Genomic DNA, 12,338 nt, shown 5'->3' with positions numbered 1-12,338 from the left:
TCACTCAAATTTTCCGTAAAAATTTGATATAATCAACTTATAAGAAAAGAGGTGTCCTATGATTAAAAAAATTTACCCCATTTTTACCATTTTACTAGGTGCTGCTATTTATGCTTTTGGCCTGACTTATTTTGTAGTTCCTCATCATCTCTTTGAAGGAGGGGCGACAGGTATTACCCTCATCACCTTTTATCTTTTTAAAATCCCTGTTTCGCTCATGAACTTGCTGATTAACATTCCCCTTTTCATCCTAGCTTGGAAAATATTTGGAGCAAAATCTCTCTATTCTAGTCTGCTTGGAACCTTAGCTTTGTCAGCTTGGTTGGCTTTTTTTGAGCGTATTCCCCTTCATATTGATCTTCAAGGTGATTTACTAATCACAGCCCTTATAGCAGGAATCCTATTGGGAATTGGCCTTGGAATTATTTTTAATGCTGGAGGTACAACTGGCGGAACTGATATTCTAGCTCGTATTCTCAACAAATACACTCATATATCAATGGGGAAACTACTTTTTATCTTAGATTTTTGTATTCTCATGCTCATTCTCCTTATCTTCAAGGATTTGAGATTGGTTTCCTACACACTCTTATTTGATTTTATCGTTTCGCGTGTCATTGATTTGATTGGAGAAGGTGGCTATGCTGGTAAAGGCTTTATGATTATCACAAAACGTCCTGACCAACTTGCTAAGGCGATCAATGATGACCTAGGAAGAGGTGTTACTTTTATTTCCGGTCAAGGCTACTATAGTCAAAAAGATTTGAAGATTATCTACTGTATTGTCGGCAGAAATGAGATTGTGAAAATGAAGGAAATGATTCATCGAATCGATCCGCAAGCCTTTATAACCATTACAGAAGCCCACGAAATCCTTGGAGAAGGATTTACCTTTGAAAAAGAATAAAAAGAGGTAATGTCGTGACCTCAAAAGTTAGACTGAATCATCTATCTTTTGGGTTACAAACAACCTCTTTTTTGTTTACTCAAGCTCTTAAGACCAATTCCGAGCTACTTCTTCATCAGCCTTTAACTGATCCACTAATTGATCAACTGAGTCAAATTTGGTCATATCTCGAATGCGATCATGCCAATAAACCATGACGGTTTCCCCATAAATATCTTGATTAAAATCAAAAATATTGACTTCAAAACGTGCTTCTTCTCCATCAAAAGTCACATTTTTCCCGACACTAGCCATAGCACGATACTTCTGCCTTTGAATCTCAACATCAACGACATAAACGCCATCTGCTGGCATATAAGTACGATCTAAAAGCACCAAATTAGCTGTTGGATAACCAATCGTACGACCACGAGCATTACCATGAACCACCATCCCTCTTGATGGAAGCGGTGCCCCCAAAAGTTCTCCTGCTTCTTTCACATTTCCATCTAAAATAGCTTGACGGATACGAGTTGAACTAATCTTTCCTTTCTCATCTTCTACAGGTGGAACAATGATAACTTCTCCATCAAAGTAATCCTTTAAATCTTCTGCCTTTTTTTGGTCAGAACCAAATGTATAATCAAAACCTGCAACAATAATTTTGGCATTCATAGCCTTGATATAAGTTGCAAAAAATTCTTCTGCCGTGAGACTAGCGAATTGACTACTAAAATCAAGGAGATATAATTCTTCTACACCTTCGCGCTTTAATTTCCTCTCACGTTCAGCAGGATTTAAAATATGTAAAAACAGATCAGGATGATAAGGCTCTAAAGCAATCTTTGGAGATTCATTAAAGGTCATAACGACGATAGGTAATAAATCTTTTCTCGCAGCCTTGTTGGCAACACGAAATAATTCTTGATGCCCCTTATGTATGCCATCAAAATAGCCGAGAACAACGACTGAATCAGATGGTGTGCCAATATCTTTTTGGTTTTTTATAGGAATAGTAATAATCATAAAATAATTATATCATAGCGATAGCTATTTCTGGAACAGAAAATCTGAAATGTCGTTTTTTTAACCTGAAATAGCCATTTTTGCAAAAGGAAATACCATACAAATATATATTGACTCTGATATGCTAGAATTACAAAAAAGGAGAACGATTAACATCATAAGCCATTCTCAATTTATTCTTATCGTATCACAATTCATAATCATCCTTGAGTGAAGAACTGATAGTTGAATAGCCTGCACTAATGTCGCAAAAGCCAGCGTTTTCTGACGCTGGCTTTTAAACTGTGAAAAACTTTTCTAAACTAGATTGCTTCTGTGACAAAACTACGGCTTTCCAATACTTTAAGCATAGCGTTAGCTGTATCTAGGGCTGTGAAGAGGGGCACCCCGTGTTCAATAGCTGAACGGCGGATTTGCTCTCCATCTTCATCAGCAGTTCGTTTTGTTCCAACTGTATTAATGATAGCTTGGATTCTTCCTTTGCGAACAAAGTTTGGGATATCCTTATCGTCATCACCTATCTTACCAACTGGTTGAGCTTGCAATCCATGACTGGCAAAGAAGGCTGCTGTCCCTTCTGTAGCGAGGATTCCATAGCCAATATTTTGGAAACGACGAGCTAAGTCCAAGGCTTCTTCTTTGGCATCATCAGCGATGGTAAATACAACGTTACCAAAAGTTGGTAAGTGTAAGTAAGAAGCTTCAAAGGCCTTATAGAGAGCTTTTTCCAAAGTCGCATCAGAACCCATAACTTCCCCTGTCGACTTCATTTCAGGACCAAGTAAGCTGTCTACTTTAGCTAGTTTGGTAAAGGAGAAGACAGGTGCCTTGATATGAACTCGGGTGCTTTCAGGGTAAAGTCCATCTTGGTAGCCAATTTCTTCAAGTTTTTGACCAAGAATGAGCTTGGTTGCTACTTGAGCCATAGGGATATTGGTTACCTTAGATAGGAATGGAACCGTACGGCTGGCACGTGGATTGACTTCAATAACGTAGACTTTTTCATCCTTGATAACAAACTGGATGTTCATCATACCAAGACAGTTAAGACCAATTGCTAGGCGTTTTGTGTAGTCTGCAATGGTTTCCTGAACCTTTTGCGACAAAGTTTGTGGTGGATAAACGGCCATTGAGTCACCTGAGTGGACACCAGCACGTTCGATATGTTCCATGATACCAGGGATAAGAACATTTTCCCCGTCTGAAATGGCATCAACTTCGCACTCTTGCCCAACGATGTATGAGTCAACAAGAACTGGGTGGTCTGGACTAGCCTTAACCGCTGTACGCATGTAAGAACGAAGATCTTCTTCATTTTCTACGATTTCCATAGCACGTCCACCTAAAACATAAGATGGGCGAACTAAGACTGGGAAGCCAATCTTGCGAGCTGCAAGCACTGCTTCTTCTTCATTGGTAGCCGTTTGTCCTGGTGGCTGTGGAATATCCAAATCTTTAAGAGCTTGCTCAAAGAGGTCACGGTCTTCAGCTCGGTCTAGGTCGGCAACCTGTGTACCAAGGATGGTCACACCTGCTTTTGCCAATGGCTCCGCAAGGTTGATGGCTGTTTGACCACCGAACTGAACGATAACACCTTTTGGTTGCTCCAAGTCGATAACATTCATAACATCTTCGAATGTCAATGGCTCAAAGTAAAGCTTGTCAGATACAGAAAAATCTGTTGAAACGGTTTCTGGATTTGAGTTCATGATGATAGCTTCATAGCCAGCAGCCTGGATAGCCTTAACTGAGTGAACCGTTGCGTAGTCAAACTCGACCCCTTGACCGATACGGATTGGACCAGAACCTAGAACTAGAACGGATTCCTTATCAGACTTGATAGATTCATTTTCCCATCCATAGGTTGAATAGAAGTATGGTGTTTCAGAGTCAAATTCTGCCGCACAAGTATCTACCATCTTATAAACTGGAACAATCTTGTTTTCCAAACGAAGCTGACGAACTTGGTCTGCAGTCGTTTCCCAAAGCTCAGCAACCTTACGGTCTGAAAAGCCATTCAATTTTGCAGTTTTCAAAACTTCAAGATCTTGTGGATGGGCACCCAACTCCTGCTCAATTTCAAAGATATGCAAGAGTTTATCCAGATAGAAGATATCAATCTTAGTTAATTCAGCGATTTCCTCTGGTGTGTAACCACGGCGAATGGCTTCTGATACGTAGAAGAGGCGGTCATCTTGGGCTTTGACTACTTTTTCAATCAAGGCATCATCAGAAACTGCTGCAAGTTCAGGCATTTCATTGTGGTGCACCCCAATTTCAAGGGAACGACAAGCTTTAAGGAGAGATTCTTCGATGTTACGGCCAATCGCCATGACTTCTCCAGTCGCCTTCATCTGTGTCCCAAGACGGCGCTCACCTTTTTCAAACTTGTCAAATGGGAAACGTGGGATCTTGGCAACAACGTAGTCAAGGGCTGGTTCAAACATGGCATAGGTTGAACCTGTAACTGGGTTGATGACCTCATCCAGAGTCAAACCGACGGCAATCTTGGCAGCCAACTTAGCAATTGGATAACCTGTCGCTTTAGAAGCAAGAGCTGATGAACGTGATACACGAGGGTTTACTTCGATGACATAGTACTTAAAACTATGTGGATCAAGGGCCAGCTGAACATTACATCCACCTTCAATCTTGAGGGCACGAATGATGCTCAAGCTCGCGTCGCGTAGCATTTGGTTTTCATAGTCTGACATGGTTTGCGCAGGGGCGAATACGATGGAATCCCCTGTGTGAATCCCAACTGGGTCAAAGTTTTCCATGTTACAAACAACGAGGGCATTGTCAGCTGAATCGCGCATGACTTCGTACTCGATTTCCTTGAAACCAGCAATCGAACGCTCAATCAAACATTGGGTAACAGGTGACAATTTCAAACCATTTTCAGCGATTTCACGCAATTCTTCCTCGTTGGCACACATACCACCACCAGTACCACCAAGGGTAAAGGCTGGACGGACGATGACTGGGTAGCCAATTGTTGCTGCAAAGACAACTGCTTCTTCGACAGTGTTAACAATTTCAGATTCTGGAATTGGTTGGTTGAGCTCTTCCATCAATTGTTTAAAGAGGTCACGGTCCTCCGCTTGGTCAATGGCAGATAATTTAGTTCCCAGAAGCTCAACACCAAGCTCTTCAAGGATACCATTTTTAGACAATTCCATGGCCATATTGAGCCCTGTCTGACCACCGAGTGTTGGAAGCAAGGCATCTGGACGCTCCTTACGAAGAATTCGCGTCACAAACTCAAGTGTAATCGGTTCAATATAAACCTTATCAGCAATTTCCTTGTCCGTCATGATGGTTGCAGGATTTGAGTTAACCAAAACAACCTCATAACCTTCCTCTTTCAACGACAAGCAAGCCTGGGTCCCAGCATAGTCAAACTCAGCAGCCTGACCAATAATAATCGGACCAGAACCAATCACCATAATTTTTTGAATATCAGTACGTTTAGGCATTTATAAGATATTAAGGGCGTCAAGCGGACAAAGCTAAAATAGGAGTTATGACGAAAAACTATCAGTTCTAGGAATAACTATCTTTTTAGCACCGTCCGTAGCCCGTATTCAGTTCAGCAAATACGGACCACCCTTCTCCTTTCTATTCGTCGCCTCACAGAGCGACATTAAATAAATTCTCCGACGATTTTTTAGCGAAACGATATTTTTCGGTAAAAAATCTAGTGCAGGGAGTTTTTAGTTCGCCTGATAGCGACTAAAAGAAACGACCTGTCTTTCTATTCAGCAACTCTCGGGTTGCCATTAAATAGGATACAAAGGACGAATAGAGAGCGATTGAATTTTAAGAAACTAAGGAAGGATTGACAATCCCAGTTGGTTTCTCTAAATTCCGAGCTTTCCGTCCGTGTTCAGTTACATAAATTCTCCGACGAGCTTTTACTCGTTCTTAGTTTGATTGTTTAAAAGCTTCCATCATCTCGATAAACTCATCAAATAGGTAGCTTGCGTCGTGTGGACCAGGGGCTGCATCTGGATGGTATTGAACAGAGAAAGCAGGTTGGTATCTGTGACGCACACCTTCAACTGACTTGTCATTGATTTCTTCATGGGTAATGATCAAGTGCTCTGGCAAATCCTCACGGCTAACTGCATAACCATGGTTTTGACTTGTAAAATCCACACGTCCTGTAGCAATTTCACGTACCGCGTGGTTAAATCCACGGTGACCAAATTTCATCTTGTAGGTCTTAGCACCATTTGCCATTGCAAAGAGTTGATGCCCCATACAAATACCAAAGATTGGGATTTTCCCTTGCACACCACGAATCATGTCCAGTGCTTGTGGAACGTCTTCTGGGTTACCTGGCCCATTTGACAACATCACTCCGTCAGGATTAAGATGGAGAATTTCTTCAGCCGTTGTCGTGTATGGAACCACGGTCACGTTACAGTTGCGTTTAGAAAGTTCACGTAGGATTGAGTGCTTGAGACCAAAGTCCACTAGAACCACGCTCAAACCAACTCCTGGAGCTGGATAGGAAGTTTTAGTAGAAACCTGTTTGATATTATCTGTCGGCAAGACTGTTGCTTGGAGCTGGTCCGTCACATGGTCCATGCTGTCCCCAACATGGGTCAAGGTTGCACGCATAGTACCATGTTTACGGATAATCTTAGTGAGGGCACGCGTATCAATCCCTGAAATACCAGGAATTTTCTTGGCTTTCAAAAATTCATCCAAGGTCATTTGGTTGCGCCAGTTGCTTGCTCTACGTGCTTCTTCGAAAACAACAACTCCCTTACAAGTTGGAATAATGGATTCATAATCATCACGGTTAATTCCATAATTTCCTACCAAAGGATAGGTAAAGGTCAAGATTTGTCCATTATAAGATTGGTCTGTAATGGATTCTTGGTAGCCGGTCATCCCTGTATTAAAGACGATTTCACCTGTTACATCAATATCTGCTCCGAAGGCCTTACCTTCAAAAACTGTGCCATCTTCTAATACTAGAAGTCTTTTTGTCATATTTTCACCTCTCGTGGACGCTCACTGGCGTCTTTTAACGTCTTGTGTTTTAGTTGGCGTTTCTACTCGCCAGTACGGATTCTAAGATTGCCATTCGAACAAAGACACCATTGGTCATTTGTTGGACAATCCGTGATTTTGGTGCTTCAACCAAGTGGTCTGCGATTTCTACATCACGATTGACTGGAGCTGGATGCATAAGGATTGCTGTTTCTTTCAAACGATCATAACGTTCTTGAGTCAAGCCATGTTGGGCATGGTAGTCCTCTTTTGAAAAGATAGCTCCACTATCATGACGTTCATGTTGCACACGGAGAAACATCATGACATCCACCTGATCAATGATTTCATCAATGGTTACAAACTGTCCATAGTCTGCAAACTCTTGACTTCTCCATTCCTCAGGTCCAGCAAAGAAAAGTTCAGCTCCCAAGCGTTTCAAAATCTGCATATTGGATTTGGCAACACGTGAGTGGTCCAAGTCACCTGCAATAGCAACCTTGAGCCCCTCAAAGTGACCAAATTCCTCATAAATAGTCATCAAATCAAGCAAGCTCTGGCTAGGATGTTGCCCCGAACCGTCTCCACCATTGATAATGGAAGTCGTAATCGTCGGACTTGCAATCAACTCTCTATAGTAGTCGACCTCTGGGTGGCGAATCACACAGACATCCACTCCTAGTGCAGATAGGGTCAAGATGGTATCATAAAGTGTCTCACCCTTATTGACCGAGCTGGTCTTGACATCAAAGTCAAGTCGTTCCAGTCCCAGTTTGATCTCTGCGACTTCAAAGGACTTATGCGTCCGTGTAGAATCTTCAAAGAAAAGATTGGAAACAATCGGTTGGTTTTCATAGGGAAGCTGAGCTCCATTTTTAAACTCAATTCCTCGCTTAATCAATTTCATCACTTGATCGACAGTGAGGTCTTCCATGGACACCACATGGTTCAATGCTTGTTGATTTTCTGACATGGCTACTCCTTTAGCTTTCTAAGCTTCTTCAGTAATCAGAACTCTGTCTTGGCCATCAAGTTCTGCCATCTCTACGATGATTTCTTCAGAACGACTGGTTGGGATATTTTTTCCAACGTAATCTGGACGGATTGGCAATTCTCTATGTCCACGATCGACTAGAACTGCTAAACTCACGCGCGCAGGACGACCATGACCGACAATATTATCAATAGCAGCACGGATAGTACGACCTGTATAAAGCACATCGTCCACCAAGATGACTTCACGGCCTGTCACATCAACAGAAACAAAAGAAGTATCTTCTCCACTTTTAATATCATCACGGAAAGGTTTGGTGTCCAACTCCACAACAGGAACTGAAAGATTTTCTAGCTGCTCCAAACGTTCTTGGATTCGGTGGGCGATAAAGACACCACGAGTTTTAATACCAGCCAAGACGATTTTATTCAAATCTTTATTGCGCTCGATAATCTCATAAGTAATACGCGTAATCGCTCGTTTGACGGTCAATTCGTCTACAACTTCTTTTGTCTTCATGACAAACCTCCAAAAAGAAAAGTCTCCTTAAACAAGGAGACTTGAAATGTATAGCTAAGTAAGCCCTACTGGAAACAGTATAGACTTCACCCTTCTACTTTATCACGCTCCTTGCCTGCCTCACGGGACAGGTTTAAAGGAATATTTAGTTATCAATTACTATAGCACAAAGCATGCTTAAAATCAAGCAAAAACTTTTGAAATCCCATCTTATAAATTGCTAAAATCATATAACTGTGGGTACTGGTCACACTCTGGATTTTTAGGATGACAAATGGCTCTTCCAAAATAAATCATGGCCTGATGGGCTGCTAACCACTGCTCAGGCGGCAAGATATCCATGACCCGCTTTTCCACCTCAAGTGGTGTCGCTGATTTTTTGACAATATCGTGGTGTTTGCAAATACGCTCCACATGAGTATCCACTGCAAAGGCTGGAATCCCAAATCCTACACTCATGACAACATTGGCTGTCTTTCGACCAACACCTGCCAAACTCTCTAATTCCTCTCGTGTTTGAGGGACTTGACCATCAAAATCGTCTAGTAACTGTTGGGCACATTTTTTTAGGAATTTAGCCTTATTTCGATACAGTCCCAGGCGAGAAATGTGTGAGGCAATCTCACTCTCAGTCGCCACAGACATGGCTTGTGGCGTTGGAAAGGCGGTAAAGAGACCTGGTGTGGCCTTATTTACCGCTGCATCCGTTGTCTGAGCTGACAACATGACCGCAACTAGTAGTTCAAAATGATTGGTAAAATCAAGACTGGGCTTGGCATCTGGAAAAAGAGCAATAATTTCTTCTAGCACCTTTCGTGCGCGTTTTTTTGACAAGACCATTATTCGTCTCCATCAAATAGTCCTTGTAAGCCAGCAAAAGGACTGTTTTCTTCTTTCTTAACCGCTTGTTGGGCTTGGTATTCTTCTTCTGTCATGATTTGCCAGTCATTTCCTGACACAAAACCTTGACCTGCTTCTTCTTCAGCCGTCAAGACCTTGATAGGAATGTTTAGTAGGATATTGTCTGACACGCTCTCAGCAAGGTCAAGTTCTCCATTTTCGATAGGCAAGACCAAATCATCGTCTAAAACTTCTTGATCTAGCTGGTTAGTTGCGCCTTCCATGAAAACTTCTGTGACTGGATAAGATTCAGCCAACTCAACTGGCTCCATACTACGACTTGAAGCAAGGACAATGGTATAAGACAACTGATAATCTAAGAAATACATACGGTCTTCATATTGGACTTTCCCAACTGCAAGGATATCTTTTACATCTAAAATTTCTTGATTACGTGCACGCAAGTCTGCGGCTAGGTCTAACGTTTGTTCAAAATGCAAGCCTTCAGACTGCTTACGAATTTCTTGAATATTTAATTTCATACTTCCTCCATAAAGATTTACTCTCTTGATTATACCATGAAAAGCCTACAAATCAGCCCACCAAACTTTGTAAATAACATTCGAATTTTTTACATATTTACTATGACATTTTTGTTTTTTTTTATTGCTATACTACATCAGATCAAGGAGGATGCTCACATGGAAGACAAGAAACTCATTCAACTCCTATCCAAGTTAAATAAAAGCTACCAAAACTGTAAACAGGGTACGGCAGATGATATTAGACTACAAGAGCTGCTAAACACTACTATGCAAGAGCTCAAAAAAACGGAAAAGTTGAACAACAGTATCTTAATTGATCTTGAGAAATTTTACCAACCCACCAGTCCTCTGATTGGACTGGGTAGCCTAAAACTAAACGATCAAGCACGCACTGCTTGGCGAAACTATGATAAAATCCATTACGAGCATGTCAAACACGTACTAAGTCTCTATGGACCTGTTTTTGGATTTTAGAGCATAGAATTTCCAGTTTTCTGTTGACAAAATTTCCTTAAAGGTATAGTATAAAGATACTAATACTCGGAGGTAAGGGAGACATGAACAACTAAGTCTATCAAATAAAGAACCTTTATTTAGTAGATCTTGTTTTTGTCTCTTTTTATGTGCTCTTTTATGCTCTTTTTCTGGCATTTTAATAGAGTTTTTTTGACATAGACTTTGGCTCTACTAGGTAAAGTAGAGCTTTTTGTTATGCACTATGGACATTATAGAAAGGGCAATCATATGATAAAAATCAATCACCTGACCATCACACAAAACAAAGATTTACGAGACCTTGTCTCTGATCTAAGCATGACCATCCAGGATGAGGAAAAGGTAGCTATTATTGGGGAAGAAGGAAATGGCAAATCAACCTTGCTTAAAACTTTAATGGGGGAAGCTTTGCCTGATTTCACTATCAGGGGAGACATCCAGTCTGACCATCAGTCACTGGCTTACATTCCTCAAAAACTTCCCGAGGACCTGAAAAAGAAAACTCTACACGACTACTTTTTCTTAGATCCTGCTGATTTAGACTACAGTATCCTCTATCGTTTGGCTGAGGAGTTGCATTTTGATAGCAATCGTTTCGCTAGCGATCAAGAGATTGGGAGCCTTTCGGGGGGCGAATCTTTGAAGATTCAGCTCATCCATGAGTTAGCCAAACCCTTTGAGATTCTATTTTTAGATGAACCTTCAAATGACCTAGACCTTGAAACAGTTGATTGGCTAAAAAGTCAGATTCAAAAGATTCGGCAAACTGTTATTTTCATCTCCCATGATGAGGACTTTCTGTCTCAAACGGCAGACACTATTGTCCACTTGCGACTGGTCAAGCACCGTAAAGAAGCGGAAACACTAGTAGAGCATTTAGATTATGATAGCTATAGCGACCAGAGAAAGGCTAATTTTGTCAGACAAAGCCAGCAAGCTGCTAACGACCAAAGAGCCTATGATAAAACTATGGAAAAACAACGACGAGTCAAGCAAAATGTAGAAACTGCGCTTCGAGCTACTAAAGACAGTACTGCCGGTCGCCTATTGGCTAAAAAAATGAAAAATGTTCTCTCTCAAGAAAAACGCTTTGAAAAGATAGCTCAGTCCATGACCCAAAAACCACTTGAAGAGGAAGAAATCAGACTTTTCTTCTCAGATATACAGCCATTAGCGACTTCTAAAGTCTTAATCCAACTGGAAAAAGAAAATTTGTCCATTGGCGAGCGAATTTTGGTGCAAGAACTACAATTAACTGTCCGTGGCCAAGAAAAAATTGGTATCATCGGCCCAAATGGTGTTGGAAAATCAACTCTGTTAGCCAAGTTACAGCAACTTTTTAATGATAAAAGAGAGATTTTACTTGGTTTTATGCCACAAGATTACCACAAAAAACTGCAATTGGATTTATCCCCAATAGCCTATCTCAGCAAAACTGGGGAAAAAGAGGAACTTCAGAAAATCCAATCTCACCTAGCCAGTCTCAATTTCAGTTATCCAGAAATGCAACATCAAATTCGCTCCTTATCTGGCGGACAACAGGGTAAACTCCTGCTTTTGGATTTAGTCTTGTGCAAACCAAACTTTCTCCTGTTGGATGAACCTACACGAAACTTTTCTCCCACTTCTCAACCCCAAATCAGAAAACTCTTTGCAACCTATCCAGGCGGTGTCATCACTGTTTCGCATGACCGTCGTTTCTTAAAAGAGGTCTGTTCGACCATCTATCGCTTGACAGAGCATGGTTTGGAGGTAGTTAATTTATAAGATTTATAAACAAAAAGAAACCTAAAGAATTGTTGGAAAAACAATCTTTAAAATACGACTACAATGTTTATTTTTTATAAATTGATTATTATAGATTAAGTTTGGGACAAATTTTATAATATTCACACTCCTGAAGATAATTTTTGGCTTTGAAGTGCTATTTGAACATTATAATCAGTGAATAAATCTTATATCCACATTCAAGTCAATAATTTCTTTCAAGATCATTTGTAATCAACTCTAAATAGACGGATAAAAA

10 protein-coding genes are annotated in these 12,338 nt (G+C 40.8%); 3 read left to right on the top strand and 7 right to left on the bottom strand.

Annotated elements, in window-relative coordinates:
* Window positions 1–58: 58 nt before the first annotated feature.
* Window positions 59–907: a YitT family protein gene (locus HT724_RS03240; RefSeq protein ID WP_023942678.1), complete on the top strand. Its 849-nt coding sequence runs from the start codon at window positions 59–61 to the stop codon at window positions 905–907.
* 87 nt (window positions 908–994) lie between these two features.
* On the opposite strand, the gene HT724_RS03235 is transcribed toward HT724_RS03240, so the two are convergent.
* From HT724_RS03235 to HT724_RS03205, 7 genes are all read right to left on the bottom strand, one after another.
* The gene (locus tag HT724_RS03235; RefSeq protein ID WP_173276258.1) at window positions 995–1,912 is read right to left on the bottom strand and encodes a bifunctional riboflavin kinase/FAD synthetase; all 918 of its coding nucleotides are present in this window, start codon (window positions 1,910–1,912) and stop codon (window positions 995–997) included.
* A gap of 302 nt (window positions 1,913–2,214) precedes the next feature.
* Window positions 2,215–5,391 carry a carbamoyl-phosphate synthase large subunit gene (gene carB / locus HT724_RS03230; protein WP_173276259.1) on the bottom strand — a complete coding sequence of 1,059 codons (3,177 nt, stop codon included), beginning with the start codon at window positions 5,389–5,391 and terminating at the stop codon, window positions 2,215–2,217.
* Between the two features lie 448 nt (window positions 5,392–5,839).
* A complete protein-coding gene (locus HT724_RS03225; protein WP_050278219.1) occupies window positions 5,840–6,919 on the bottom strand; it encodes a carbamoyl phosphate synthase small subunit in 1,080 nt (359 codons plus the stop codon).
* Between the two features lie 49 nt (window positions 6,920–6,968).
* Window positions 6,969–7,892: an aspartate carbamoyltransferase catalytic subunit gene (locus HT724_RS03220; protein WP_173276260.1), complete on the bottom strand. Its 924-nt coding sequence runs from the start codon at window positions 7,890–7,892 to the stop codon at window positions 6,969–6,971.
* Between the two features lie 18 nt (window positions 7,893–7,910).
* Entirely contained in the window at window positions 7,911–8,432 is a 522-nt protein-coding gene (gene pyrR / locus HT724_RS03215; RefSeq protein ID WP_173276261.1) for a bifunctional pyr operon transcriptional regulator/uracil phosphoribosyltransferase PyrR, read from the bottom strand.
* Between the two features lie 210 nt (window positions 8,433–8,642).
* The gene (gene nth, locus HT724_RS03210) at window positions 8,643–9,272 is read right to left on the bottom strand and encodes an endonuclease III (RefSeq protein WP_173254240.1); all 630 of its coding nucleotides are present in this window, start codon (window positions 9,270–9,272) and stop codon (window positions 8,643–8,645) included.
* On the bottom strand, window positions 9,272–9,814 hold the full coding sequence (locus HT724_RS03205) for a DUF177 domain-containing protein (protein WP_000773209.1): 543 nt from the start codon (window positions 9,812–9,814) through the stop codon (window positions 9,272–9,274). The genes nth and HT724_RS03205 overlap by 1 nt, the downstream gene beginning before the upstream one ends.
* Window positions 9,815–9,973: 159 nt before the next feature.
* Between HT724_RS03205 and HT724_RS03200 the strand changes: the two genes are divergently transcribed.
* A complete protein-coding gene (locus HT724_RS03200; RefSeq protein WP_001818871.1) occupies window positions 9,974–10,291 on the top strand; it encodes a hypothetical protein in 318 nt (105 codons plus the stop codon).
* 237 nt (window positions 10,292–10,528) lie between these two features.
* A complete protein-coding gene (locus tag HT724_RS03195; protein ID WP_173276262.1) occupies window positions 10,529–12,079 on the top strand; it encodes an ATP-binding cassette domain-containing protein in 1,551 nt (516 codons plus the stop codon).
* Window positions 12,080–12,338: the final 259 nt, after the last annotated feature.

This window comes from Streptococcus sp. k-402, from assembly GCF_013277515.1.
Taxonomy (GTDB): Bacteria; Bacillota; Bacilli; order Lactobacillales; family Streptococcaceae; genus Streptococcus.
Note: the sequence above shows the minus strand (reverse complement) of the source record. Positions and strands in the feature narration are given on the sequence as shown.